Source organism: Pseudomonas sp. P4_C1 (assembly GCF_056402155.1).
In genome coordinates, this window is sequence record NZ_JBFUHY010000025.1 from 1 (window position 1) to 23866 (window position 23866).

Genomic DNA, 23866 nt, shown 5'->3' on the forward strand with positions numbered 1-23866 from the left:
GTGTGCTGAACGAAAAACCTGTGGGAGCGAGCTTGCTCGCGATGGGGCCAGACAAGGCCCACATCGTGTGCTGAACGAAAAACCTGTGGGAGCGAGCTTGCTCGCGATGGGGCCAGACAAGGCCCACATCACTTCAGGGGATCAATTGCGCTCCAGCGCATTCACCAGATCATGGAACGCTTCACGATTGGTGTCGTTCAGGCCCATGAGGATTTTGTGTGCTTCGAGCACTTTGATCCGCACCACTTCTTCGGACTGATCCTGGTCTGGCAGGTCGTCCAGGCATTCCGGGCAGGGTATCGGCTTGTCGACGATGTTGAACACCTGCTCGAAGCCCATGGACTGCAGCAGACGGGTGATGTCTTCGTGGGTGGTGACGACGGTCGGCAGCAGGCCGACCTGTTGCCGCGACAGGATCGACAGCTTGGCCAGCAGGCCCAGGGTGGTGCTGTCGATGCTGCGGGTTTCGGTCAAATCGATCACGATCGCGTTGAAATTCTTCGCGGTGAAGATTTTTTCTATAGTCGCATCCAACGCCGAACACAGGGTCAGGCGAACTTCACCGACGAACTTGAGGACGAAGGTGCCGTCCTGCTCGGCGAACTGGATTCTACCAGTACTCATCAAAGATTCCTGCTCAACACCAACAGGGCGATATCATCCGGCATCTCCCCTAGCGTGGCCAATCCAAAAACCTGCCGCAGCCCATCCAGGGTGCCGCCCGCAGCCTTGACCCGTTGGGGCAACGCCGCCTCTTTTTCTTTGAGTGTGGGTTCTGGCAAAAGATCCAGAATGCCATCAGACATTAGCGTCAGGCTGAACGTCGATGGCAGTTCCAGCACGTGGTCTTCGTAGGTGGCTTCGTTGAAAAGCCCCACCGGCAGGCCACGCCCTTCCAGATAACGAACACCGTCTGGCGTGTACAACACTGGCAACGGCAGATGACCGCCGATGCTATAGGTCAACAAACCGGTCTCCTCGTCGATGACTCCACCGACCATTGTGACGTGTTTACCCAGCTTACAACTGATCAGGCCCCGGTTGATATGACCAAGAACCTCTGAAGGCTTGAATTCCGGCAAGGTGCCGCTGCGCCTGGATTCGAACAGCAAGCGCGTGGTCATGAACTTCAACAGCACGGTGACGAAGGCTGAAGAGGCGCCATGACCGGAAACGTCCGCCAGGTAAAAGGCGACCCGGCGCTCGTCGACCCGGAAGTAGTCGACGAAATCACCCGACAGGTACAGCGACGGGATGATCTGGTGAGCAAATTTGAACTCGTTGATGGCCCAGGGGCTGACCGGCAGCATGTTCATCTGCACCTGGCGACCGGCGTTCTGGTCCTCCTGGAGCAGGTTCAGGCTGGCTTCGAGTTCGCGGTTGGCCTTCTCCAGCTTCTCGCGATAGCGCTGGTTCTCCAGCAACAGGCGCGCACGATCCAGGGCCCGGCGCACGGAGTGCTCGAGCACGGCCAGATCTTCGAGAGGCTTGATCAGGTAGTCCGCTGCGCCCAGGCGCAGGGCTTCGACCGCGTCGTTCATCACGCCCGCACCCGAAACCACAATCACCGGCGTTTGCGGTGACAGTTCGGTGACCTGGCGGATGAGTTCGAGTCCGCCCATCTGCGGCATGCGCAGATCGCAGATGACCAGGTCGGGCTTGTCTTGCTCGAATACCTGAAGGCCCTGCTGACCATTGCTGGCCTGCAAGACGCTGAAACCACTGTCTTCCAAATAGGCGGCGAGGCTCGCGCGAACTACTTCGTCATCATCGATTATCAGCAGCGTGGCACTGGTTTTTCGCATGTGGGCAAACGGCGCCAGAATTAGGTTGGCGTAGCAGGCGGGGACTTTGGCCCGGCGCTGACTACTGGATTCGCTTTCTAGCCTCTCTGTCGCACCGTTTTCGAGCATTTGCCCTACACACATGTACACCAGAGGTGCCCTTCTAAGGCGCAGACGGTACTCCCATCCGCGGGGCGTTTCAAGCTCACGCCGATGGTCACCTGACGTCTTTATTTGTCAAATCACCGAGAGTTATAAGAACAGACAAATCCGTAACCCAATGGAAGGTTCGAACCCATGAGTCAAACCGGCCGGGACTACAGTGAAAAGCGCGATTACATCAGCATGCGGGTCTTCGCAGACAAAAAAGGCGGCCTGTTGATGGCCGCCTTTTCCAGTTTACCGGTCGAGATCAAAAATCGTCTTCAACCTTACCGTCTTTCACCTTGAACTCGCGGTTCTGCAAGTACGCATTGCGGATGAAGGTGTACTTGTCGCCGGTGATCAGCTTCTCGCTCGACAGCAGATTGGCGCGGGTATCGATGATGTCCAGCGCGAAGAACGAGTTACGCACAGGTACGTCGTTGACGTAACGATAAGCACCGGTATAGCTGTCGACGTACTTGGACGGTGCGTCACGCAAGGTGCTTGGGCCCAGGAATGGCAGCATCACGTAAGGGCCGCTGCCGACACCCCAGTAACCCAGCGTCTGACCGAAGTCTTCGTCATTGCGCTGCAGGCCCATTTTGGTGCCGACATCAATGACGCCCAGCAAGCCGAAGGTGGTGTTGAAAATGATTCGTGCGGTATCAACGCCTGCGGCGCGAGGTTTGGCCTGCAGGATATCGTTGGCCAGGTTGCGCACATCGCCGATGTTGCGGAAGAAGTTGTGAACGCCGTCTTCGATAAACTGTGGCGTCACGTACTGGTAGCCCTGGGCCAGGGGCTTCAGTGCGTAGGTGTCGATCACGTCGTTGAACTTGTAAATCGGGCGGTTGACGCTTTCCCAAGGATCCTCTTCCGTGGCTGCCTGGGCAACGAACGGAACCAGCATCACACTGGCGCACACACAAATCCTGGCTAGATGATTGCTCCAGCGCATAGAAAAAAACTCCTTGGTTTGTACTGGCCCGGGCGCGTGGCCCGGGCAATAAGTTGCCAAGTATAAGACGTAAACGCTGTTTAAGGCACTTTGCACGAAATCCACATTGAAGGAATCGTGCCAAATGCGAGCGATTCACGTCCATGTCACTCAACTGTCACCGTCGCCCGCTAGCCTTCAGGCTATTTCAGGGACGTCCACATGCCGCTCGCCGAAGCCTTGCCCCAAACTGCACCCAGCCTGACCGCCGTACTGTTCGGCCTCAGTGGCTGCCTGGTGGATTTCGGCGCATACACGCGCCGGCACGGCAGTCACTCGGCCGAACACGCCGAGGCCACACCCGGCGCACTGGATAGCCTGCGCAGCTTGCAGCGCCGGCAAATCCCCTGCGCCTGGCTCGATGAGCTGCCCCCTGCCTTGAGCCAATCCCTGGCCGCTGCGTTGCCTGAATGGATCCAGCCATCGCAACATTTAGCAACAAATACCCCATGGCCCGCCCCGAATGCCTGCTGGCAAGCCTTGATGACCCTGAACGTCGAGCGACTCGACGGCTGCGTACTGGTGAGCGGCGAACCCCGCCTGCTGCAAGCGGGGCTCAATGCCGGGTTGTGGACCATCGGCCTGGCGTCCTGCGGCTCGCTGTGCGGATTGACGCCTCAGGAATGGCAAGCGCTGACCCCGCAGGGGCGCGACATCAAACGCGCCAAGGCGACGATGCAACTGTTCGGTCTTGGCGTGCATTCGGTGATCGATCACCTCGGTGAACTCGACACCTGCCTGGCCGATATCAGCTTGCGGCGGCTCAAGGGCGAAAAGCCCTGACCGAGATCATGCACGTTGCGCGCGAGTGGATTAATCTAAAGGTCAGGCATCGACCTTTGGCCTTCGGTCATGGTCTATGCCAGTGCCTATCGATTAAAGAAGGAAGAACGCCATGCCTGCCCGCGAACTGCAAGAACAGCTCAATGCCCTGCGCGAGCAATTGGAACAGAATCCTCCGTTGTCCGAAGCCGAGCGCGCCGAGTTACACGAACTGATGCAGCAGATTGAGTTGAAGCTTGAACTGGAAACCAAAACCCAGGATTCCAGCCTCGCTGACGGCGTCAACCTGGCCGTGGAACGCTTCGAACTCGAACACCCCACCCTTGCCGGGACCCTGCGCAACATCGGGCAGGCCTTGGCCAACATGGGGATCTGAGCCCTGCTGATGCAAAAAAGCCCTGCTATCGCCAGCAGGGCTTTTTCATTTCTACGACTGACAATGCAAATCCCCTGTAGGAGCGAGCCTGCTCGCGATGAGGCCGGCACATCCAACATCAATGTTGCCTGACACTCAGCCATCGCGAGCAGGCTCGCTCCTACAATTGGATCTTCATTGACGGACCAGGCGATGGTTCGGCAGTTGCACCTCTTCAGTGCTGCGATACGGGTTGATATCCAGCCCGCCCCGCCGCACATAACGCGCATACACCGTCAGTTTCTCCGGTTTGAGCAACCGCTGCAGGTCGAGGAAGATCCGCTCTACACACTGCTCATGGAAGTCCGAATGCTGGCGGAAGCTGACGATGTACTCGAGCAGGCTCGCGTGATCCAGCGCCGCGCCACGGTACTCCACCGCCACGCTGCCCCAGTCCGGCTGGCTGGTGACCGGGCAGTTGGACTTGAGCAAATGGCTGTGCACGCTCTCCTCGACAATGCGCGAATCATCGCAACGCAGCAGTTCCGGCCGCGGATGCTCGTAATTGCTGACGCTGATATCCAGTTCGTCGATGCACACGCCCGGCAAGGCCACGACGCCTTCGCTCTCGACATCCTTGAGACTGCGAATGCGCACGCCCACCGGCTTGCCGGCAGCCGCCGACAAATCCTTGACCAACGTCGCCTCAAGGCTCGCGGTATCGGCAAACGGCGTCTGGTTCAGGGAGTTGAGGTACAGCTTGAACGACTTCGATTCGATGATGTTCGGCGAATCCGCCGGAATGCTGAATTCGCCGATCGCCACCACCGGCTTGCCCGACGGCAGCAGCCAGGACAGCTCGAAGCAGTTCCAGAAATCCACGCCTTTATACGGCAGGGTTTGCGCCGTCAGGCCCAGTTCCGCCCACTTCGCGGTGCGCGGGATCGGGAACAGCAAGGACGGCGTGTAGGTGGCGATGTATTCGCTGGACTTGCCCAGCGGCGAATGTTCGGCTGCGGGATGCATGGCGGAAACCTGACTGAAGAATCAGCGGATTCTATCAGCCTTTGCTCCCGCCATTGAGTGCTTACTGACTGACAGTCACTTTGCCGACCATGCCGGCCTGGTAATGACCGGGGATGTTGCAGGCAAACTCGAGGCTGGTGGCCTTGCTGAAGGTCCAGGTCAGCTCGGCGGTCTTGCCCGGCTCCACCAGTACGCTATTGGGGTCGTCATGCTGCATGCCTTGGTCCATTTGGCTGTGATCCATGCCAGCCATGTTGCCGTGGTCCATTGCCTTCATGCCGGTCGGTGTCAGCATGCCGCTCTGTTGCATCTGTAACATTTCCTGCTGGTGTCTGGCGTGCATCGCCGCATCCCCCAGGTTGAACTCATGCAACAACTGGCCTTTATTGACCAGCACGAAGCGCACGGTTTCCCCGGCCTTGATGTCGATGGCCTTTGGCGTGAAGGACATGTCGCCCATGACCACCTCGACGCTGCGGGTCGCCTTGGCCGCCGGGGCCGGTTGACCGAAATCGTAGGAATGCCCGGCGTCCGCCCACACCGGTGAGCTCAGCGCCAACAAACACAGGATTTGCACCACGGATTTGCGTAAAAACATCGTCATACTCCAACAAGATAAGGCTCAGCATGGGGAAAACTCTAAACTGCTGCCACTGCCCGCAACCTGACAGCCAGATTACAACTTTGTCAGGTTGCCCTGTACGAACGCCGTCCACGGTATAAAGCGTTCGTTCCATCTGCCAAGAGCCACCCATGAAACTGCTGATCGTCGAAGACCAACCGAAAACCGGCCATTACCTGCGCCAAGGCCTGGCCGAGGCCGGGTTCAACACGGAACTGGTGGCCGACGGCAACACCGGCCAGCAATTGGCCCTCAGCGGCGAATATGCCCTGGTGATTCTCGATGTGATGCTGCCGGGTCGTGACGGCTGGCAGATTCTGCAAGCGGTGCGCAGCGCTGGCCTGGACACGCCGGTACTTTTTCTGACCGCGCGTGACGCCGTGGAGGACAGGGTTCACGGCCTCGAACTGGGCGCCGATGACTATCTGGTCAAGCCGTTTGCCTTCTCCGAGCTGTTGGCGCGAGTGCGCAGCCTGTTGCGTCGCGGCAGCGCCACAACCCAGGAGACCAGCCTGCAACTGGCCGATTTGCGCCTGGACCTGATCCGTCGCCGGGTCGAACGCAGCGGCCAGCGTATCGACCTGACCGCCAAGGAATTCGCCCTGCTGGAAATGCTCCTGCGCCGCCAGGGTGAAGTCCTGCCCAAGTCGCTGATTGCCTCCCAGGTCTGGGACATGAATTTCGACAGCGACACCAATGTCATTGAGGTGGCGATCCGTCGCCTGCGCCTGAAGATCGACGATGAATTCCCCAACAAACTGATCCACACCGTGCGCGGCATGGGTTACGTCCTCGAAGAGCGCCCCGTCTGATGCGCCGGCTGTCCTTGAGCAGCCGCCTGGCGCTGTTGTTTGCCGCCTGCACCGCCGTGGTGTCGTTGTTCGCCGGGGTACTGTTCAGCCGCGCCAGCGAGGCGCATTTCATTGAACTCGACCAGCAACTGCTGGACGGCAAGCTGATTGGCTTGCGTCGGGCCTTGCACGACTTCCAGTCGAGTGACAGCGAAGTGAAACTGGCGGAGGAATTGAGTCGGCAGGCTGGCCTGCCCCTGCGAATCACCGGCAGCGACGGCCAGCGCTGGTATGACAGCTCGACCAACATTCCACAGGCATTGCCGCGCCGGCCCGGATTGTCGACGGTGAGCCATGAAGGCACGGATTACCGCGTGCTGAATGCACCGCTTTTCGCGAACAAACCCGAGTCACCGCAACTGACCCTGCTGCTGGACATCACCCACCACCAGCACTTTCTGCAACGCATGCAGCGTTTGATCTGGCTGACCGTCGGCCTGTCAGCCCTGGCCACCGCACTGCTTGGCGCCTGGGCGGCACGCAGCGGCTTGCGCCCGCTGCGGCGGATCAGCGCGGTCGCCAGCGGCGTGTCCGCGCAATCGCTGAACGCGCGGCTGCCTGAAGAAAACATGCCGCCGGAACTGGCGGAAATGGCCCACAACTTCAACGCCATGCTCGGACGCCTCGACGACTCATTTCAGCGCCTCTCGGCCTTCTCCGCCGACATCGCCCATGAACTGCGCACGCCACTGTCGAACCTGCTGACCCACACCCAGGTCACCCTCACCCGCCCTCGCCCCCTCGAGGACTATCGCGAGGCCCTGCACAGCAACCTCGAAGAACTGCAATGGATGGCGCAACTGGTCAATGACATGCTCTATCTGGCCAAGGCTGACCATGGGTTGTTGATTCCCAAGCGCGAACCATTGGAGCTGGGACAGGAAACGGATCTGCTGCTGGAGTTTTTTGCGCCATTGGCGGAAGACGCCCGGGTCACGCTCACCCGTGAAGGACTGGGCCGCATGGAGGGTGATCGCAGCATGTTGCGGCGGGCGTTGTCGAACCTGCTGGACAACGCGCTGCGCTTCACGCCGGTCGATGGCGAGGTTCGGGTGCGAATCGTCGATCAGCCAAAAGAACTGCGCCTGAGCGTTGAAAACACGGGCCAACAGATTCCCGAAGACCTATTGCCGCGTCTTTTTGACCGGTTTTACCGGGCCGATCCTGCGCGTCGTGAAGGCAGTAGCGAACACGCGGGACTGGGACTGGCGATCACCCAGTCGATCATCCGTGCCCATGGCGGGCAGATTCGTTGTGAATCGGAGAATGGGTGGACGCGGTTTGTGATCGAGTTGCCAAGGGGGGATTGAGGCTGGCAGTTCCGGCCTCATCGTCGGAACGCCGCCCGGAGCAAGCTCGCTCCCACAGTGTTTTGTGGCGTTCACATAGTCTGTGTACGACGCAGCCCCCTGTGGGAGCGAGCTTGCTCGCGATGGCGGTGTTACGGGTTACGAATACCGCAGAGCGTGAGCCGGCTCGATCTTCGCTGCCCGCCACGCCGGGTAAACCGTGGCCAGGAAGCTCATGACAAACCCCGCCGTGCAGATCAATGCCACATCCGCGCCTTGCAGCTCGGACGGCAGGTTGCTGACGAAATACACGTCTGAACTGAAGATGTGCTGCCCGCTGACCCGCTCGATCCAGCCCACGATCTGGCTGACGTTCAGCGCGGCAATCACCCCCAGCACACCGCCAATCAAGGTGCCGACGATGCCGATCACGGTGCCCTGCACCATGAAGATCGCCATGATCTGCCGTGGCGTGGCGCCGATGGTGCGCAGGATCGCGATGTCYGCGCCCTTGTCGTTCACCACCATGATCAGGGTCGCGATGATGTTGAACGCCGCCACCGCGACGATCATCAGCAACAGCAGGCCGATCATGGTTTTTTCCATTTTCATTGCGCTGAACAGGCTGCCCTGGGTGTGGGTCCAGTCGTCAGCCTTGTAGGTGGCGCCCAGCCCCGTGGCGATATCGCTCGACACCTGCGGCGCGGCATACAGGTCCTTCACCGCCAGGCGCACGCTCTGCACCTGATTCGGCTCCCAGTGCTGCATCTGCGCGGCATCGGCCATGTGGATCAGCGCCATGGTGCCGTCCAGTTCGGCGCCGACCTTGAACACACCGACCACATTCAGCCGTTGCATGCGCGGGGTAATGCCACCCGGCGCATTGCTGACTTCCGGCACGATCAGGGTGATCTTGTCGCCGACGTTCAAGCGAAAGCGGCGCGCCGTGATCTCGCCGATCACCACACCGAATTCGCCCGGCTTCAGGGCTTCGAGACTGCCCTGGACGATGTGCTTGGCGACGATCGACACCTGGCCTTCCAGCGCCGGATCGACACCACTGACCTGGATTGGCTGCATCGTGCCCTTGTAGGACAGCATGCCTTCCATCTCGGTGAACGGCACCGCCGCCGTCACTTCCGGGTTTTTCATCGCGGCCGCTGCCACGGGTTTCCAGTCATCAATCGGGTTGACGCCGACGATGGTGGCGTGCGGCACCATGCCGAGGATGCGCGAGCTCATTTCGCGCTGGAAGCCGTTCATCACCGACAGCACCACGATCATCGCCAGCACGCCGAGGGCGAGGCCGATCATCGACGTCATCGAGATGAAGGAAACAAAGCGATTGCGGCGCTTGGCGCGGGTATAGCGCGTGCCGATAAAGATCGATAACGGTCTGAACATTCGCTGGGGCACCGTATAGAAATAAAAGACCCGACGCCCTTTCAGGCATCGGGTTTCAGCCAATCAGATGGGAGTGAGACAGCCTTCCTGCAGGTGCAGGACGCGGTCCATCTGGCGGGCCAGGTTCATGTCGTGGGTCACCACCAGGAACGCCGTGCGCATCGAGGTGCTGAGTTCCAGCATCAAATCCTGAATACCTTGCGCGGTGTGGGAGTCGAGGTTGCCGGTCGGCTCGTCGAGCATCACCAGGCCCGGTGTGTTCACCAGGGCGCGGGCGATGGCCACACGCTGACGCTCACCACCGGACAATTCGGCCGGTTTGTGCTCCAGGCGATGGCCCAGCCCTACCCGCTCCAGCAACGCCGTGGCACGCTGACGCGCCTCCGGGATCGCGGTCTTGCCGATCAGCAGCGGCATGCAGACGTTTTCCAGCGCAGTGAATTCCGGCAGCAGATGGTGGAACTGATACACGAAGCCGAGGGCGCGATTACGCAGCAGGCCGCGTTTCTTCTCGCTCAGCGCCGACAGTTCCTCGCCGTCGAGCCAGACGCTGCCCTTGGTCGGCGTATCGAGGCCACCCAACAGGTTGAGCAAGGTACTTTTGCCCGAGCCCGACTTGCCGACAATCGCCACGCGCTCGCCCGGGTGCAACTCCAGTTGCAGGCCGGCCAACACTTCCACCGATTCCGGGCCTTCCTCGTAGGACTTGCCCAGGCTGCGGCAGCTCAAGATTGCTTTATCACTCATGCCCGACTCACTCATAACGTAGCGCCTCCGCAGGCTGGGTGCGCGCGGCACGCCAGGCTGGATACAGGGTGGCGAGGAAACTCAGGACCAACGCCGCAGAGCAGACCATCACCACGTCCTGGCTCTGCACTTGCGATGGCAGGTAATCGATGAAATACACGTCGGCGTTGAGGAACTTGTGCCCGATCAATCCTTCGAGGGCCGAGATCGCGGCACTGACATTCAGCGCGGCGAAGATCCCGACCACCGCGCCGATCGCGGTACCGACCACACCAATCACCGTGCCTTGCACCATGAACGTGCGCATGATCGTGCCCGGCGTGGCGCCCAGCGTGCGCAGGATCGCGATGTCGCCCTTCTTGTCGTTCACCACCATCACCAGCGTGGAAATGATGTTGAACGCCGCGACGGCAACGATCAGCAGCAGCAACAGGCCGATCATGGCTTTTTCCATGCGGATCGCCTGGTACAGGTTGCCGTGGGTGCGGGTCCAGTCGCGGGCGTAGTAGCGGTCTTCACCGAGATCGCGGGCGATGCTCCACGCAGTGCGCGGTGCCTGGAACAGATCGTCGAACTTCAGGCGCAGGCCCTGGACCTGATCCGGCTTCCAGCGGTGCAGCCGGGCCAGATCCTGCAGGTTGGTGACGCCCAGATAGCCATCGAGCTCACCGGCACCGACATGGAAGATGCCGACCACGGTAAAGCGCTTCATGCGCGGGAACATCCCGGCCGGGGTCACGGTGACTTCCGGTGCCACGAACGTCAGCTTGTCGCCGATCGCGGCACCGAGCTTGGCCGCGGCCTTGTCGCCGATGACGATGCCGAACTCGCCCGGCACCAGGTCGTCGAGTTTTCCCTGGGTCATGAAGTGATCAATGATCGACACCTGGCGCTCTTGCGCCGGGTCGATGGCATTGAGCAGCACTTTCGAGACCTTGCCGTTATTGGTCAGCAAGCCCTGCATTTGCGTAAACGGCGCCACGGCCGCCACCTGCGGGTTCTGCTTGACCTTGGCCGCCAGGCTTTGCCAATCGCTGATCGGCTCGCCGGACTCGATGGTCGCGTGGGGCACCATGCCCAGCACGCGGGTGCGCATCTCATGATCGAAGCCGTTCATCACCGACAGCACCACGATCATCACGACCACGCCAAGGGCGAGCCCGATCATCGAAGTCAGGGAAATGAATGACACAAAATGATTGCGACGCTTTGCACGGGTGTAACGCGTGCCGATAAATACGAAGAGAGGTCTGAACATGTCGGGGCTTGTTCGGAGGGAAAAGGAACGTCCTTGTGGCGGGGGTCGATAACCAGCTTTACACTCAGACCACCGCCGCTACCATGGGTTCGCCATGTCGACATTAGATGAAGAAGATCGCCGCGAATACTACCGTATCGAGGACACGATCGCACTGGAAATTCGGCCCCTGTCCGCTGCTGAAGCCACAGGCCAGGAAGTGTTGCAGGATGCTTCCCCACTCTTCAACTTGCTCAGCGAGCTGCACCTGAGCGAATTCGAGTCGCAACACCTGTTGCGCCAGATCAGTGAACGCGACCGCACGACCGCCGCATTCCTCAAATCCCAGAACAAACGCATCGATTTGCTGAGTCAGGTCGTCGCCCTGACAGTGCTCGGGCAGATCGGCGAACCGCGGCCGGTGATCATTTCCGAAGGCGGCATCGACTTTCAGCATCCAGCGCCCATCGCCGCCGGCGCACGCCTGTCGGTCAAGCTGGTGCTGATGCCGCAGGCCCTGGGCCTGCTGCTGCGCGCTCGCGTCACCCATTGCGACCGCAAGGGCGATGGCTATGACGTTGGCACCGAGTTCGAACACCTGACCGACGCCCAACGCCAACTGCTGGCCCGCCACATCTTGCAAAAGCAGGCCCAGGAACGACGACTGGCCCGCGAACAACTCGAATCAGGCAATTAATTTAAGGAAGAACCGTGACCCTCATCTACGGCCATCGCGGCGCCAAGGGCGAAGCACCGGAAAACACCCTGACCAGCTTTCAGGAATGTCTCAAGCACGGCGTGCGTCGCTGCGAACTGGACCTGCACCTGTCCATGGATGGCGAACTGATGGTCATCCACGACCCGACCCTCAAACGCACCACCGACCGTCGCGGCAAGGTCGTCGAACACACGGCGGCTGAGCTTGTGACCTATGACGCACGCAAGGGCGGCCCGGGCTGGGTGAAGCCGTGCCCGATTCCGACGCTGGAAGAACTGTTCGAGAAGTGCGACTTCGATCACTGGCAGCTGGAAGTCAAAAGCGCATCACGGATGCGTGCCGCAACCACCGTGCTGGCAATTCGCGAAATGGTGCAGCGCCATGGCCTGATGGACAAGGTGACCATCACCTCGAGTTCCCGTGAAGTGCTCAAGGCGGCGCTGGAGTTGGTGCCGGACGTATCCCGCGGGCTGGTGGCCGAGTACGCCTGGCTCGACCCGCTGAAGGTCGCGGCCAGCTATGGCTGTGAGATTCTGGCGCTGAACTGGACCCTGTGCACGCCGGAACGCCTGCAAAGGGCGCAGCGTCAGGGGCTGCATGTGTCGGTGTGGACCGTCAACGAGCCCGCGCTGATGCGCAGACTCGCCGACTTCGGCGTTGACAGCCTGATTACAGACTTTCCCGGTTTGGCCACTGCCACGCTCGAGAATTGCTGAAATCGGTCTCCCCGGCCGGCTCAGGCCACCGGCCGGAGCCGCTCAAAAAAGCCGGTTGAGGCCATCGTACGCGGCTACCCGATAGGCTTCGGCCATGGTCGGGTAGTTAAACGTGGTGTTGACGAAGTACTTCAGCGTGTTCAGTTCGCCCGGCTGGTTCATGATCGCCTGACCGATGTGCACGATCTCCGACGCCTGATAACCGAAGCAGTGAACGCCCAGCACTTCCAGGGTTTCACGGTGGAACAGGATTTTCAGCATGCCTTGCGGCTCACCGGCGATCTGCGCCCGCGCCATGCTCTTGAAGAACGCCTTGCCGACTTCATACGGCACCTTGGCCTGGGTCAGCTCCTGCTCGTTCTTGCCGATCGAGCTGATCTCCGGAATGGTGTAGATGCCGGTCGGCACGTCATTCACGAAACGCCAGCTGCCGTTATCGACGATGCTGCCAGCGGCCGAACGGCCCTGGTCGTGGGCGGCACTGGCCAGGCTCGGCCAGCCGATCACGTCACCGGCGCCGTAGATGTTCGGCACGCAAGTGCGATACGCCTCGTCGACTTCGATCTGGCCACGGCTGTTGACCTTCACGCCGATGTTTTCCAGCCCCAGCTGATCGGTGTTGCCGGTACGACCGTTGCACCAGAGCAAGGCGTCGGCCTTGATCTTCTTGCCGGACTTGAGGTGCAGGATCACGCCATTGTCCACGCCTTCGACGCGGTCATAGTCTTCGTTATGGCGAACCGTGATGTTGTTGTTGCTGAAGTGGTAGCTCAGGGCCTGGGAGATTTCCGAGTCGAGGAAGCTCAGCAACTGACCACGGTTGTCCACCAATTCAACCAATACCCCCAGACCGCTGAAGATCGAGGCATATTCGCAACCGATCACGCCGGCGCCGTAGACGATGAGTTTGCGCGGGGTGTGGCCGAGGCTGAGGATGGTGTCGCTATCGTAGATACGCGGGTGGTGGAAATCGATGTCCGCCGGGCGATAAGGACGCGAACCGGTGGCGATGATGATGTGCTTGGCCACCAGTTTTTCGACCACGCCGTTGGCGCAGACCACTTCGATGGTTTGCTCGTCGGCGAAGCTGCCGGTGCCGAAGAACACGTCGACGCGGTTACGGGCGTAGTAGCCGGTACGCGAAGCGACTTGTTTGGAAATGACTTTCTCGGCGCTTTTCAACACGTCCGGGAAGGAGAACCAGCGCGGCTCACCAATGGCCCGGAACATCGTGTTGGTGTTGAACTGCATGATCTGCCGCACCGAGTGACGCAGTGCCTTGGACGGGATGGTGCCCAAGTGAGTGCAGTTGCCGCCGACCTGGCGACGGCTATCGACCATCGCGACCTTGCGCCCTGCCTTGGCGGCGTTCATTGCCGCGCCTTCCCCCGCCGGGCCGGAACCCAGCACCACCACGTCGTAGTTGTAGACAGCCATGCGTACTCCTCAGAACAGGCCGCGGCACCCTCGGCGCCTGCGGCTAAATCACGCCAATGCGTGGCATGAAGGAACAATTTGGGGCCAGTGCAGAACCCGGACACAGTCTATAGAAGCGTCAACGCCGCGCACATTAACCCTTGGTCGCGTCGTAGGCTACTTTTGCCTGCACTACAACGCCAGTTTTCAATGCTCGAATCGCCGAAATCATTCGGTTTTTTTGCCATTGATGCGCTCAAAAGCGTGATTGCTGCGTGTGACGAAACCTGTATCGGCACGAATCACAAAAAATGCGCCGATATCGTGTTTTTCTGCGTAGTCCCAACCGCGCTCCGGGCCAAGTATCAACAACAGCGTCGATAAGCCATCGGCCATCAACGCCGAAGGATGAATCACCGTGACCGATGCCAGGTTATGTGAGACCGGCGTACCGGTGCGCGCATCGAAGGTGTGGGAAAAACGCTGGCCGTCCTGCTCGAAGTAATTACGATAGTCGCCGGAGGTGGACAGGCCATAGCCGTCGACGACAATGACGCGCTCGGCCACCTGCCGATCATCCCGCGGCTCTTCCAGGGCGATGCGCCATGGCGAGCCGTCGGCCTTCCTGCCGGACGCCTTGAGTTCGCCCGTGGCCTCGGCGAGGTAGTCATGGATGCCCATCACCTCGAGTCTTGCGGCAATCGTGTCCACCGCATAACCGGCGGCGATGCTGTTGAAGTCGACCTCGACGGGGGCATCCTTGCACAACTGGTCGCCATCGATACGCAAGTGTTCATGGCCGACGCGCTGGCGGGCTTCGGCGAGCGCTCCGGCGGTCGGGACTTTTTCCCCGCGAGCCTGCGGACCAAATCCCCAGAGGTTCAGCAGCGGCTCCACCGTCAGGTCGTAGGAACCGTCGCTTTGCACTGACAGTCGCTCGCCCACGCGGACCAATTCGAGAATCGACGCCGGCATTGCCTGACAGCGGTTGGCCGGTAATGCATTGAAGCGCTCGATGTCCGAGTCGCTGCGGTAGGTCGACATTTGCCGATCAATGTCAGCGAGGATCTGCTCAACCTGGGCGCGGACCACGTCCGGCGCCGGCAGGCCGGCATGGCGCACATACTTGATCGAATAAGTGCTGCCCATGGTCGGGCCGCCGAAGGTTTCGAGGGGGTCACTGCTGCCGCAGCCAGACAACAGGACGATCAACACAAAGCACCATGTCCGCCAGATCAACAAATCCTGCATCCCCTGAAGAACACCCTGACACACCATCGAGGCTCGCCATTATGCGATAGAAACTGTGGGAGCGAGCTTGCTCCGGGCGGCGTTCCGACGATGAGGCCATCACATTCAACATTGATATTTCTGTCAGACCGCTATCGCGAGCAAGCTCGCTCCCACAGGGGATTGCAGCCAGGCACAGGTCCCGGGAGCACCCACAAGTGAAGGGACAGTTTCAAATCGATCGGCTAGTCCATTCGGACGAAGCCACTCGCGAACCGCCGCCATAACCTGTTTCTACAACAATAAAACCGTGTCGAGAGCCACCATGCGCAAATCCACTTGTGCTCTGTTCATCATCCTCTGTGCGGGTACTTCCACCAGCCTGTGCCAACTGTTCAAGAATGAAGCCTACCGACCGACCACGGCCTACTTCAGCTGTTTGAGCATGGCCATCAACTGTTACCCGCCAGTGGTGCGCAATCTGCTGCCTTGAGTGCTGTTTGCAACAGCCATAAAAAACCACCGAATCCCGGTGGTTTTTTCGTTGCTTCAAGGATCAGGTTGGCAAAACCCCTCGGGCCCGTGACAGGGTCAGCGCCAGATCCTCGATCATATCTTCCTGCCCTCCCACCGTGCCGCGACGGCCCAGTTCCACCAGCAGCTCGCGAGCGGCAATCCCGTACTTCTGTTCAGCACGCTTGGCGAACAGCAGGAACGAGCTGTAGACCCCGGCATAACCCAACGTCAGGGCATCGCGGTCGAGGCGGATCGGCTGGTCCATCATCGGCACCACCAGGTCTTCGGCCACGTCCATGATCTTGTACAGATCGATTCCACTGTTAACGCCCATGCGCTCCAGCACCGCGACGAACACTTCCAGCGGCGTATTGCCCGCCCCCGCGCCAAGACCTGCAACCGATCCGTCGATCCGCGCAGCACCGGCCTCGATCGCGGCCAGGGAGTTGGCGATGGCCATGCCCATATTGTGGTGGCCGTGGAACCCGACTTCGGTCCCGGCATTCAGGCCGGCACGCAAAGCACCGATCTTTTGCGTCACTTCATCGGGCAGCATGTAGCCGGCCGAGTCGGTGCAGTAGATGCAGTTGGCGCCGTAGCTTTCCATCAGGCGCGCCTGCTCCAGCAATTTCTCCGGGCTGACCATGTGCGCCATCATCAGGAAGCCGACGGTATCCAGGCCCATCTTCGCCGACATGCCGATGTGCTGGCCGGACACGTCCGCCTCGGTGCAGTGAGTGGCGACACGAATGGTCGACACACCGTGTTCGTGGGCCATTTTCAGGTGGTCGAGGGTACCGATCCCCGGCAACAACAGGGCCGAGACCTTGGCCTGTTTCATCTTCGGGATCACCGCAGCGAAATATTCCTCGTCGCTGTGAGCGGGGAAACCGTAGTTCAGCGACGCACCGCCCAAGCCATCGCCGTGGGTGATCTCGATCAGCGGCACACCCGCAGCATCGAGGCCGGTGGCCACCGAGACCATTTGTTCGATGCTGATCTGGTGCTGTTTGGCGTGCATGCCGTCGCGCAGGCTCATGTCGTGCAGACGGACGCTCTTACTTTGCAAATTCATACTCATCTCCACTCAACGGACTGGCAGTTGCAGGGTGCCCTTGTGGGCTTCTTCGGCGAACATCTCGGCTGTGCGCAATCCGGCGGCGGTCATGATGTCGAGGTTGCCGGCGGACTTGGGCAGGAAATCGCCGAGGCCTTCGACCTCGATGAAAATCGACACCTTGCGCCCGTCGAACACCGGCCCGTTGATCAGCTTGTAGCCGGGCACATAGCGCTGCACTTCGCGGACCATCTCCAGCACCGAAGTGCGGATCGCATCCTGATTCGGCTCGTCATCGGTCAGGCAGTGGATGGTGTCGCGCATCATCAGCGGCGGCTCGGCCGGGTTGATCACGATGATCGCCTTGCCGCGTCGGGCGCCGCCGATCTTCTCCACCGCACCGGCGGTGGTGCGGGTGAATTCGTCGATGTTCTGTCGTGTGCCCGGGCCGACCGAACCGGAGGACACCGTCGCGACGATTTCGCCGTAGCTCACCGGTTGCACCCGGGACACCGCCGCCACCATCGGGATGGTCGCCTGGCCACCGCAGGTGACCATGTTGACGTTCATCGCCAGGCTCGACGCGTGCTCCTTGAGGTTGACCGGCGGCACGCAGAACGGGCCGATGGCCGCTGGCGTGAGGTCGATCATGATCACCCCCAGCTCGTTGAGCTTGCGGCTGTTTTGCGCATGCACGTAGGCCGAGGTGGCATCGAAGGCGATACGGATGTCATCGTCGAGGACGTGGGGCAGCAAGCCGTCGACGCCGCCGGCGGTGGTTTTGATGCCCATTTCCCGGGCACGTTTCAGGCCCTCGGATTCGGGGTCGACACCCACCATCCACACCGGCTCGATCCATTGCGATCGGCACATTTTCATCAGCAGATCGGTGCCGATGTTGCCCGGGCCGATAATGGCCGCTCTGAGTTTTTTGCTCATTGGGTCAAACTCCAAAAGTCAGGCGCAGAAAGACACCCGGGCACTGCCCAGGCCATCGATAGTCAGCGAAAAGTGGTCGCCGGCACGGGCCGGTTCCAGTGGTACCAGGGATCCGGACAGGATGATTTCCCCGGCCTTGAACGGAATGCCGAAGGCACCCAGGGTGTTGGCCAGCCAGGCCACGGCGGTCAGCGGATTGCCCTGGACCGCCGAACCCAGGCCTTCGCTCAGGGGCTCACCGTTCTTGGACACGCGCATGCGCAGGTTGGGCAGGTCCAGCTCGCGGGGGTCGACCTGGCTGTCGCCCAGCACGAACACGCCGCAGGAGGCGTTGTCGGCCACGGTGTCCTGGATGCGGATGCGCCAGTCGTGAATCCGCGAGTCGACGATCTCGAAGCACGGCATCACGTATTCGGTGGCAGCCAGTACGTCGGCTTCGGTGATGCCGGGGCCGACCAGATCATGCTTGAGCTTGAAGGCGATCTCGCCCTCGGCCCGTGGCTGGATCAGTTTGTTGGCCGACAGGGAAATCTGCGCATCGTTATCGAAGGACATCTGCCGGGTGATGAAGCCGAAATCCGGCTGATGCACGTTGAGCATCTGCTGCACCGCCGCCGAGGTCACGCCGATTTTCTTGCCGACGATCTGGTCACCGGCCGCCACCCGACGCTCAATGGCGTACAGGGAAATGTGATAGGCGTCTTCGATGCTGATCGACGGCCAACGCTCGGTCAGCGGCGCCAGGGTGGAGCCGCTGAGCAGCGCCTGATAAAGCTCTTCGCCGAACTCACGGCGCAATTGCACGCTCATCCGCGGGCCTCCTGAAGAAACGCCAGGCACTGGCGGTTGAACAGATCACGGTGCTCGACCTGAACCCAATGCCCGCACTCGCTGAGCATCACGAAGCGGATGTTGCTGCAGTGTTCAAGCATGGTCTGGGCACCGGAGGACGGGCAGAACTTGTCGTTCATGCCCCAGAAGCCGAGGATCGGGCACTGCAACTCGCCCAGGCGCGACGTCATGTTCGGCACCTGCATGGTCGACAGCACGCACACCGGTTGCTGTTGCACCACGGCTACCCGCTCGTTGACCGTCTCGTCGCTGATCAGGCTTTCATCGAACAGTTGCAGGGCCAGCAGGCGACGCATGCCCGCCGCATCGTTCAGCTCACCCTTGGCGAAAGCCGCACCCATTTTCTGGATGCCTTCCATCTGCAGGTAATACTGTTCCTTTTCCATCAGGCCACCGGGGGCCATCAGCACCAGACGGCTGACACGCTGCGGTTGGTTGAGGGCCAGTTTGATCGCGATTGCGCCGCCCAGGGAGTTGCCGACCAGCACGCAGCGCTGGATGTCCAGGGCGTCGAGCAGACCGCTCAGCGCGGCCGTGAAGAAATCCAGGGTGTAGAGGGTGTCGGGTTTGTCCGAAGCGCCGTAGCCCGGCAGGTCGGGAACGATGACCCGGTAACCGGCCTCGGCAAACACCGGGTAGTTCTGCTTGAAGTTGCTGTGCCCGCTGGCGCCCGGCCCGCTGCCGTGAATGAAGATCACGGGGTCGCCGTTGCCGACATCACGATAGTGCAGCTGCAAACCATCCGGCAGCGTAACGAAGTGCCCTTGCGCTGAAGCGCCCATAAGGTGTCCTCCCGGCCTGTTGTTGTACCCGGATTATTCCGAGGGCCCGAGTCGCCAACATCGTCCGACAGGACTACGCCCTCTCCCCTGTAGGAGCGAGCCTGCTCGCGAAAAACGCCAGGACAACGCGTTCAGTCAGGCAGAACACGTTTTCGTTGACGTCCATCGCGAGCAGGCTCGCTCCTACAGTCTCTAGTCTCATCGGACGTTGGATTACAGGGACCACAGACCTAGCATCGACGGCATACCCGAGCGACAGAAAGAGAATTCCCATGCTTGATCCAATGGACTTTCACGGCAAAGTGATACTGGTCACCGGCGGTGGCAAAGGTGTCGGACGCGGCATTACTCAGCGCTTTCTGGACTGCGGCGCCGAGGTGGTGATCTGCGGTCGCGAAGCCCCGCCAACCCTGCCGGCCAGCGCCGGGCGCGAGGCGCTGTTCCTGCCCTGTGACCTGCGCGATGTCGAGCAATCCGGGCGCTTGATCGCACAAATCGTCGAGCGCTTCGGGCGCCTCGATGTGCTGGTCAACAACGCCGGCGGTTCACCGAATGCCGACGCCGCGACAGCCTCGCCGCGTTTCAGCGAGGCAATCATCCGTTTGAACCTGATTGCGCCACTGAACCTGTGCCAGCAGGCCAACCAGGTGATGCAAGCCCAGGCCGATGGCGGCGCGATCATCAACATCTGCAGCGTCAGCGCCACCCGCCCTTCCCCCGGCACCGCCGCTTATGGCGCGGCCAAGGCCGGATTGCTGAACCTGACCACCTCACTGGCGGTGGAATGGGCGCCGAAGGTGCGGGTCAACGCCGTCACCGCCGGGCTGATTCTCACCGAACAGGCGGCCATGCATTATGGTGACGACGCGGGCATTGCCCGGGTGGCGGCGACCATCCCGCTGCAACGTCTGGCGACCCCGGAAGACATCGGCGACACCTGCCTGTACCTGGCCTCGACGCTGGCCCGTTACGTCAGTGGCGCGGACATCGCGGTGCATGGCGCAGGCGAACGCCCGGCGTTTCTCGATGCGGCCCAATCCCATTCATAAGAGGACTTTCGAGATGCCCGTAGCCAGCCACAGCGTTGTACTGAACCTCACGCAACAAGCCGCCTGGATCAAACTGCGCGACCTGAGCCTCGCCCCACACTACGTACCGGGGCTCACCGGTTGCCAGTTTCATCCCGGCGCAACGCAAGGCGTCGGCGCCAGTCGCCGGGTGTTGCGCAAGGGCGGTCAGTATCTGGATGAAAGCGTGGTGCAGTGGCGGGAAGGCACTGGTTTCGTGCTGCGGTTGCACAAGGGCGACAATGACTCGCCCTTTCCGTTTCGCGAGGCGAGCTTCAGTTATGCCTTGCAAGCCGAAGGCAACGCGACCCGCATCACCCTGCAAATGAGTTACAGCCTGCGCGGTGGCAGGCTGTTTGAAGGATTGCTGGCCAAGGCCTTCAACAAGGTCGTGCGACAGATTGCCGAGAACCTCAAGGCCTTCTACGAAACCGGCCGTACACAGAATCCTGATATGGCTGTCAGCACATCCAACATTGATGTTGCCTGACACGCCGCCATCGCGGGCAAGCCCGCAGGGGATTGGGGATACTCGCAATGTCGGCGTCACCACAAAAAACTGTGGGAGCGAGCCTGCTCGCGAAGGGGCCGGCATATTCAACATTGATGTTGCCTGACACGCCGCCATCGCGAGCAAGCTCGCTCCCACAGTGATTTGGGTAGTTCGCAGATTTTGCATACGGCCACTGAACCTGTGGGAGCGAGCTTGCTCGCGATGAGGCCGGCACATTCAAAATTGATGTTGCCTGTCACGCAGCCATCGCGAGCAGGCTCGCTCCCACAGGGGGGATGGGTTGGGTCAGCTCTTGAGTGAGCGGCCTTCAGGAACGCGCCACTTCCAAGTGAGCGGTAAAACGGGTGGCGACTATCTTCCATTGTCCGGCGATACGCTGGTAACGGTCCTGATAAAAGCCACCCAGCTGCCGCGTCGCCCCGCTCTCGCCATCCAGGTTGAAATACCACAGGGCCCAACGGCCCTGGGCTTCACTCTCGCTCAGCACCTCGATTTCCGGATTGGCGCCATGATGCAGGTCGATCACCCGCTCATGGCAGGCCAGTTCGCGGTACAGCGCGGCAAAACTGTCGCGCTCGCAAAAGATCCCCAACGGTCCGTAATCGATCAGCACTTCACCTTCGGCAAAGCAATCGGCAATCACCTCGACCTGCTTGAGGTCGCAGGCGTTGAGGTAGCGATGCTTGAGCTGGCGGATGTCCTCCAGCGCTTCCAGGCGGGCGATACGCTGCTCCAGATTCATGCTGCACCTCGCGGGGTTACGTTAACTTCACTCCAGTAGGCTTTCATCGAACGGATCTTGCCGTCGGCATCGAACTCCATCACGTCGATCACATGCAGCGAGCACGGTTGCCCGCCCCACTCCATGTCGACCCGGAACGGCATCGCGCCGCAACCGTTGAGTGTCGCGCGCACCGGGCCGGTCTGGGTTGCCGAGACCTTCATCGCCCCCAGCCCTTCACGGTAAAAGCGCGCGATGGCGTCGATGCCCTGCAACGGCACCTGGCCGACCGGGTCTTCAACGGTGGCGTCTTCGGCGTATAGCGCGAGGATGCCCTCGATGTCGCCGACATCCACCAGCTCCACGTAACGGGCCATGGTCGCCTGGATATGTTGAGCGCTAATCATTCAGACCACCTCGAATAGAGCAGCAGCACCCATGCCGCCACCGATGCACATGCTCACCACCACATAACGCAAACCGCGACGCTGGCCTTCGACCAGCGCATGGCCGACCATCCGCGCTCCGGACATGCCGAACGGATGGCCGATGGAGATCGCTCCGCCGTTGACGTTCAGGCGTTCGGCCGGAATGCCCAGGGTGTCGCGGCAGTACAGCACCTGGCAGGCGAACGCTTCGTTCAACTCCCACAGACCGATGTGATCCATGGTCAGGCCGTGGCGCTTGAGCAGCTTGGGAATGGCGTACACCGGGCCGATGCCCATCTCGTCGGAGTTGCAGCCGGCGACGGCCATGCCGCGATAGATCCCCAGCGGTTCCAGGCCACGCTTCTCGGCCATTTTCGCACTCATCAACACCGAGGCCGACGCACCGTCGGACAGCTGCGAGGCATTGCCGGCGGTGATGAAACGCCCCTTGTCGCTCCACTGACCGCCCGGCCATACCGGCTCCAGTGCCTTCAGGCTCTGGAGGCTGGTGTCGATGCGGTTGCACTCGTCGCGCAGCAAAGTGACGGACTCATGGCGGGTTTCGCCCGTGGCCTTGTCGACGATCATCTGGCGGCTGGTCAGCGGTGCCAGTTCGCGGTCGAAGCGCCCGGCGCTCTGGGCCTGTGCGGTACGCAGCTGGCTCTGATAGCTGTATTCGTCCTGCTCGTCGCGGGAGATGCCATAACGTGCGCAGATGATCTCGGCGGTTTCGATCATCGGGATATAGGCGTGCGGGTCCAGCTCGATCACCGAACCCGACTGGTTGCGATACAGGTTCTTGTGCTTGTTCTGCACCAGGGAAATCGACTCCAGGCCACCGGCCACGGCGATGTCGATTTCGTCGCACATGATGCCTTTGGCCGCCATGGCGATACTCATCAGGCCCGACGAGCACTGGCGTTCGACCGCCATCCCGGCAACCGACGCCGGCAAGCCACCGGCAATCGCGCACAGGCGGCCCAGGTTATAGGACTGTGTGCCCTGCTGCGCCGCGGCGCCGATAATCACGTCGTCCACTTCACCCGGCTCGATGCCGGCACGGCGCACGGCTTCGCGCACCACGTGGCCGCCCAGTTGCGGCGCTTCGGTGTCATTGAACGCACCGCGAAAGGCTTTGCCGATCGGAGTGCGAGCGGTGGAAACGATGACGGCTTCTTTCATGTTCAGTTCCTCGAAAATGCTGTTGAAGGTCAGGCCGGGTAATAGCGACTGATGGTGTCGACCACGCAGCCAGGACGTTCCTCGCCGTCGATTTCGACGCTGACGCGGACGGTCGCCTGTACGCCGCCCTTCACTTCCTCGACCGCGATCAGTTGTGCACTACCGCGCACCCGCGAACCGACGCGCACCACCGAGGGAAAGCGCACCCGCTCGCAGCCGTAGTTGACGCCCATGGCCAGACCACGGACTTCGACGATCTGCGGCAAGAACAGATTGACCAGCGACAGGCTCAGGTAGCCATGGGCAATGCAGGCGCCAAACGGGCCGCTGGCGGCCTTGAGCGGATCGACGTGAATCCACTGGTGATCGCCCGTGGCGTCGGCGAACTGGTCGATGCGGTCCTGCTCCAGCAGCAGCCATTCGCTGACACCGAGCTCTTGACCCACGGCGTCGAACAAGGCCATCGGCGTGTCGAAAATTCGTGGCATG

At 61.1% G+C, this 23866-nt stretch carries 27 protein-coding genes; 9 read left to right on the forward strand and 18 right to left on the reverse strand.

Annotated features, from left to right (window positions below):
* Positions 1-141: 141 nt before the first annotated feature.
* The 3 genes from rssC to AC1DU9_RS15955 form a co-directional block, all read right to left on the reverse strand.
* Positions 142-624: an anti-sigma factor antagonist RssC gene (rssC, locus tag AC1DU9_RS15945; RefSeq protein ID WP_223462651.1), complete on the reverse strand. Its 483-nt coding sequence runs from the start codon at positions 622-624 to the stop codon at positions 142-144.
* On the reverse strand, positions 624-1805 hold the full coding sequence (rssB, locus tag AC1DU9_RS15950; protein ID WP_223462650.1) for a two-component system response regulator RssB: 1182 nt from the start codon (positions 1803-1805) through the stop codon (positions 624-626). Before rssB ends, rssC begins: the two co-directional genes overlap by 1 nt.
* A gap of 391 nt (positions 1806-2196) precedes the next feature.
* Entirely contained in the window at positions 2197-2886 is a 690-nt protein-coding gene (locus AC1DU9_RS15955; RefSeq protein WP_477810458.1) for an MlaA family lipoprotein, read from the reverse strand.
* Between the two features lie 201 nt (positions 2887-3087).
* Here AC1DU9_RS15955 and AC1DU9_RS15960 point away from each other — a divergent pair, with 201 nt between their 5' ends.
* Both AC1DU9_RS15960 and AC1DU9_RS15965 read left to right on the forward strand, forming a co-directional pair.
* Positions 3088-3708: an HAD superfamily inactivated hydrolase PcrP gene (locus tag AC1DU9_RS15960; protein ID WP_223462648.1), complete on the forward strand. Its 621-nt coding sequence runs from the start codon at positions 3088-3090 to the stop codon at positions 3706-3708.
* A gap of 112 nt (positions 3709-3820) precedes the next feature.
* A complete protein-coding gene (locus AC1DU9_RS15965; protein ID WP_008053327.1) occupies positions 3821-4084 on the forward strand; it encodes a DUF4404 family protein in 264 nt (87 codons plus the stop codon).
* 174 nt (positions 4085-4258) lie between these two features.
* On the opposite strand, the gene queF is transcribed toward AC1DU9_RS15965, so the two are convergent.
* On the reverse strand, positions 4259-5089 hold the full coding sequence (gene queF, locus AC1DU9_RS15970; protein ID WP_218428821.1) for an NADPH-dependent 7-cyano-7-deazaguanine reductase QueF: 831 nt from the start codon (positions 5087-5089) through the stop codon (positions 4259-4261).
* Positions 5090-5150: 61 nt separating this feature from the next.
* A complete protein-coding gene (gene copI, locus AC1DU9_RS15975) occupies positions 5151-5687 on the reverse strand; it encodes a copper-resistant cuproprotein CopI (protein ID WP_477810459.1) in 537 nt (178 codons plus the stop codon).
* Positions 5688-5842: 155 nt separating this feature from the next.
* Between copI and AC1DU9_RS15980 the strand changes: the two genes are divergently transcribed.
* Together AC1DU9_RS15980 and AC1DU9_RS15985 are read left to right on the forward strand one after the other, a co-directional pair.
* Positions 5843-6523 (forward strand): heavy metal response regulator transcription factor, encoded by a 681-nt coding sequence (locus AC1DU9_RS15980; RefSeq protein WP_477810460.1) that lies wholly within the window; start codon positions 5843-5845, stop codon positions 6521-6523.
* Positions 6523-7872 (forward strand): heavy metal sensor histidine kinase, encoded by a 1350-nt coding sequence (locus AC1DU9_RS15985; RefSeq protein WP_477810461.1) that lies wholly within the window; start codon positions 6523-6525, stop codon positions 7870-7872. The genes AC1DU9_RS15980 and AC1DU9_RS15985 overlap by 1 nt, the downstream gene beginning before the upstream one ends.
* A 138-nt stretch (positions 7873-8010) precedes the next feature.
* Here the strand turns inward: AC1DU9_RS15985 and AC1DU9_RS15990 are convergent, their stop codons facing one another.
* The 3 genes from AC1DU9_RS15990 to AC1DU9_RS16000 all read right to left on the reverse strand — a co-directional run bounded on the left by AC1DU9_RS15990 (position 8011) and on the right by AC1DU9_RS16000 (position 11260).
* Positions 8011-9255 (reverse strand): lipoprotein-releasing ABC transporter permease subunit, encoded by a 1245-nt coding sequence (locus AC1DU9_RS15990; RefSeq protein WP_477810462.1) that lies wholly within the window; start codon positions 9253-9255, stop codon positions 8011-8013.
* Between the two features lie 63 nt (positions 9256-9318).
* Positions 9319-10002, reverse strand: a complete 684-nt coding sequence (lolD, locus tag AC1DU9_RS15995) for a lipoprotein-releasing ABC transporter ATP-binding protein LolD (protein ID WP_177323267.1) — start codon at positions 10000-10002, stop codon at positions 9319-9321.
* A 7-nt stretch (positions 10003-10009) separates the two neighbouring features.
* On the reverse strand, positions 10010-11260 hold the full coding sequence (locus tag AC1DU9_RS16000) for a lipoprotein-releasing ABC transporter permease subunit (RefSeq protein ID WP_223462643.1): 1251 nt from the start codon (positions 11258-11260) through the stop codon (positions 10010-10012).
* Positions 11261-11354: 94 nt separating this feature from the next.
* Here AC1DU9_RS16000 and AC1DU9_RS16005 point away from each other — a divergent pair, with 94 nt between their 5' ends.
* Together AC1DU9_RS16005 and AC1DU9_RS16010 are read left to right on the forward strand one after the other, a co-directional pair.
* Positions 11355-11936 carry a PilZ domain-containing protein gene (locus AC1DU9_RS16005; protein ID WP_223462642.1) on the forward strand — a complete coding sequence of 194 codons (582 nt, stop codon included), beginning with the start codon at positions 11355-11357 and terminating at the stop codon, positions 11934-11936.
* 14 nt (positions 11937-11950) lie between these two features.
* Positions 11951-12673 carry a glycerophosphodiester phosphodiesterase gene (locus AC1DU9_RS16010; RefSeq protein WP_223462641.1) on the forward strand — a complete coding sequence of 241 codons (723 nt, stop codon included), beginning with the start codon at positions 11951-11953 and terminating at the stop codon, positions 12671-12673.
* 42 nt (positions 12674-12715) lie between these two features.
* Here AC1DU9_RS16010 and sthA read toward each other — a convergent pair whose 3' ends face one another.
* Together sthA and AC1DU9_RS16020 are read right to left on the reverse strand one after the other, a co-directional pair.
* Positions 12716-14110 carry a Si-specific NAD(P)(+) transhydrogenase gene (gene sthA, locus AC1DU9_RS16015; protein ID WP_223462640.1) on the reverse strand — a complete coding sequence of 465 codons (1395 nt, stop codon included), beginning with the start codon at positions 14108-14110 and terminating at the stop codon, positions 12716-12718.
* Positions 14111-14317: 207 nt separating this feature from the next.
* Positions 14318-15340 (reverse strand): FAD:protein FMN transferase, encoded by a 1023-nt coding sequence (locus AC1DU9_RS16020; protein WP_477810463.1) that lies wholly within the window; start codon positions 15338-15340, stop codon positions 14318-14320.
* Positions 15341-15644: 304 nt separating this feature from the next.
* Here AC1DU9_RS16020 and AC1DU9_RS16025 point away from each other — a divergent pair, with 304 nt between their 5' ends.
* Positions 15645-15812, forward strand: coding sequence for a hypothetical protein (locus AC1DU9_RS16025; protein ID WP_223462638.1), 168 nt, complete (start codon positions 15645-15647; stop codon positions 15810-15812).
* Positions 15813-15875: 63 nt separating this feature from the next.
* On the opposite strand, the gene dmpG is transcribed toward AC1DU9_RS16025, so the two are convergent.
* From dmpG to AC1DU9_RS16045, 4 genes are read right to left on the reverse strand one after another with little or no spacing between them, the layout of a single operon-like run.
* On the reverse strand, positions 15876-16910 hold the full coding sequence (dmpG, locus tag AC1DU9_RS16030) for a 4-hydroxy-2-oxovalerate aldolase (RefSeq protein ID WP_477810464.1): 1035 nt from the start codon (positions 16908-16910) through the stop codon (positions 15876-15878).
* A gap of 12 nt (positions 16911-16922) precedes the next feature.
* Positions 16923-17831 carry an acetaldehyde dehydrogenase (acetylating) gene (locus tag AC1DU9_RS16035; RefSeq protein ID WP_223462636.1) on the reverse strand — a complete coding sequence of 303 codons (909 nt, stop codon included), beginning with the start codon at positions 17829-17831 and terminating at the stop codon, positions 16923-16925.
* An 18-nt stretch (positions 17832-17849) separates the two neighbouring features.
* A complete protein-coding gene (locus AC1DU9_RS16040) occupies positions 17850-18641 on the reverse strand; it encodes a fumarylacetoacetate hydrolase family protein (RefSeq protein ID WP_477810465.1) in 792 nt (263 codons plus the stop codon).
* Positions 18638-19465: an alpha/beta fold hydrolase gene (locus AC1DU9_RS16045; RefSeq protein ID WP_477810466.1), complete on the reverse strand. Its 828-nt coding sequence runs from the start codon at positions 19463-19465 to the stop codon at positions 18638-18640. Before AC1DU9_RS16045 ends, AC1DU9_RS16040 begins: the two co-directional genes overlap by 4 nt.
* A gap of 272 nt (positions 19466-19737) precedes the next feature.
* On the opposite strand from AC1DU9_RS16045, the gene AC1DU9_RS16050 reads away from it, so the two are divergent.
* Both AC1DU9_RS16050 and AC1DU9_RS16055 read left to right on the forward strand, forming a co-directional pair.
* Positions 19738-20514, forward strand: coding sequence for an SDR family oxidoreductase (locus tag AC1DU9_RS16050; protein ID WP_223462633.1), 777 nt, complete (start codon positions 19738-19740; stop codon positions 20512-20514).
* 13 nt (positions 20515-20527) lie between these two features.
* Positions 20528-21022, forward strand: a complete 495-nt coding sequence (locus tag AC1DU9_RS16055; protein WP_223462632.1) for an SRPBCC family protein — start codon at positions 20528-20530, stop codon at positions 21020-21022.
* A 331-nt stretch (positions 21023-21353) separates the two neighbouring features.
* On the opposite strand, the gene AC1DU9_RS16060 is transcribed toward AC1DU9_RS16055, so the two are convergent.
* From AC1DU9_RS16060 to AC1DU9_RS16075, 4 genes are read right to left on the reverse strand one after another with little or no spacing between them, the layout of a single operon-like run.
* Positions 21354-21788: a nuclear transport factor 2 family protein gene (locus tag AC1DU9_RS16060; protein ID WP_223462631.1), complete on the reverse strand. Its 435-nt coding sequence runs from the start codon at positions 21786-21788 to the stop codon at positions 21354-21356.
* Complete coding sequence (locus tag AC1DU9_RS16065; RefSeq protein ID WP_223462630.1) at positions 21785-22174, reverse strand: steroid Delta-isomerase; 390 nt, start codon at positions 22172-22174, stop codon at positions 21785-21787. The genes AC1DU9_RS16060 and AC1DU9_RS16065 overlap by 4 nt, the downstream gene beginning before the upstream one ends.
* The gene (locus AC1DU9_RS16070; RefSeq protein WP_223462629.1) at positions 22175-23377 is read right to left on the reverse strand and encodes an acetyl-CoA C-acyltransferase; all 1203 of its coding nucleotides are present in this window, start codon (positions 23375-23377) and stop codon (positions 22175-22177) included. It lies immediately after the preceding gene.
* A 29-nt stretch (positions 23378-23406) separates the two neighbouring features.
* Entirely contained in the window at positions 23407-23865 is a 459-nt protein-coding gene (locus AC1DU9_RS16075) for a MaoC family dehydratase (protein ID WP_223462628.1), read from the reverse strand.
* Between the last annotated feature and the right edge of the window lies 1 nt (position 23866).

Bases quoted from the DNA above. Each gene is read 5' to 3' on its own strand.
- rssC (WP_223462651.1), bottom strand. From the start codon at position 624: ATGAGTACTGGTAGAATCCAGTTCGCCGAGCAGGACGGCACCTTCGTC.
- rssB (WP_223462650.1), bottom strand. From the start codon at position 1,805: ATGCGAAAAACCAGTGCCACGCTGCTGATAATCGATGATGACGAAGTA.
- AC1DU9_RS15955 (WP_477810458.1), bottom strand. From the start codon at position 2,886: ATGCGCTGGAGCAATCATCTAGCCAGGATTTGTGTGTGCGCCAGTGTG.
- AC1DU9_RS15960 (WP_223462648.1), top strand. From the start codon at position 3,088: ATGCCGCTCGCCGAAGCCTTGCCCCAAACTGCACCCAGCCTGACCGCC.
- AC1DU9_RS15965 (WP_008053327.1), top strand. From the start codon at position 3,821: ATGCCTGCCCGCGAACTGCAAGAACAGCTCAATGCCCTGCGCGAGCAA.
- queF (WP_218428821.1), bottom strand. From the start codon at position 5,089: ATGCATCCCGCAGCCGAACATTCGCCGCTGGGCAAGTCCAGCGAATAC.
- copI (WP_477810459.1), bottom strand. From the start codon at position 5,687: ATGTTTTTACGCAAATCCGTGGTGCAAATCCTGTGTTTGTTGGCGCTG.
- AC1DU9_RS15980 (WP_477810460.1), top strand. From the start codon at position 5,843: ATGAAACTGCTGATCGTCGAAGACCAACCGAAAACCGGCCATTACCTG.
- AC1DU9_RS15985 (WP_477810461.1), top strand. From the start codon at position 6,523: ATGCGCCGGCTGTCCTTGAGCAGCCGCCTGGCGCTGTTGTTTGCCGCC.
- lolD (WP_177323267.1), bottom strand. From the start codon at position 10,002: ATGAGTGATAAAGCAATCTTGAGCTGCCGCAGCCTGGGCAAGTCCTAC.
- AC1DU9_RS16000 (WP_223462643.1), bottom strand. From the start codon at position 11,260: ATGTTCAGACCTCTCTTCGTATTTATCGGCACGCGTTACACCCGTGCA.
- AC1DU9_RS16005 (WP_223462642.1), top strand. From the start codon at position 11,355: ATGTCGACATTAGATGAAGAAGATCGCCGCGAATACTACCGTATCGAG.
- sthA (WP_223462640.1), bottom strand. From the start codon at position 14,110: ATGGCTGTCTACAACTACGACGTGGTGGTGCTGGGTTCCGGCCCGGCG.
- AC1DU9_RS16020 (WP_477810463.1), bottom strand. From the start codon at position 15,340: ATGCAGGATTTGTTGATCTGGCGGACATGGTGCTTTGTGTTGATCGTC.
- AC1DU9_RS16025 (WP_223462638.1), top strand. From the start codon at position 15,645: ATGCGCAAATCCACTTGTGCTCTGTTCATCATCCTCTGTGCGGGTACT.
- dmpG (WP_477810464.1), bottom strand. From the start codon at position 16,910: ATGAATTTGCAAAGTAAGAGCGTCCGTCTGCACGACATGAGCCTGCGC.
- AC1DU9_RS16035 (WP_223462636.1), bottom strand. From the start codon at position 17,831: ATGAGCAAAAAACTCAGAGCGGCCATTATCGGCCCGGGCAACATCGGC.
- AC1DU9_RS16040 (WP_477810465.1), bottom strand. From the start codon at position 18,641: ATGAGCGTGCAATTGCGCCGTGAGTTCGGCGAAGAGCTTTATCAGGCG.
- AC1DU9_RS16045 (WP_477810466.1), bottom strand. From the start codon at position 19,465: ATGGGCGCTTCAGCGCAAGGGCACTTCGTTACGCTGCCGGATGGTTTG.
- AC1DU9_RS16050 (WP_223462633.1), top strand. From the start codon at position 19,738: ATGCTTGATCCAATGGACTTTCACGGCAAAGTGATACTGGTCACCGGC.
- AC1DU9_RS16055 (WP_223462632.1), top strand. From the start codon at position 20,528: ATGCCCGTAGCCAGCCACAGCGTTGTACTGAACCTCACGCAACAAGCC.
- AC1DU9_RS16060 (WP_223462631.1), bottom strand. From the start codon at position 21,788: ATGAATCTGGAGCAGCGTATCGCCCGCCTGGAAGCGCTGGAGGACATC.
- AC1DU9_RS16065 (WP_223462630.1), bottom strand. From the start codon at position 22,174: ATGATTAGCGCTCAACATATCCAGGCGACCATGGCCCGTTACGTGGAG.
- AC1DU9_RS16070 (WP_223462629.1), bottom strand. From the start codon at position 23,377: ATGAAAGAAGCCGTCATCGTTTCCACCGCTCGCACTCCGATCGGCAAA.
- AC1DU9_RS16075 (WP_223462628.1), bottom strand. From the start codon at position 23,865: ATGCCACGAATTTTCGACACGCCGATGGCCTTGTTCGACGCCGTGGGT.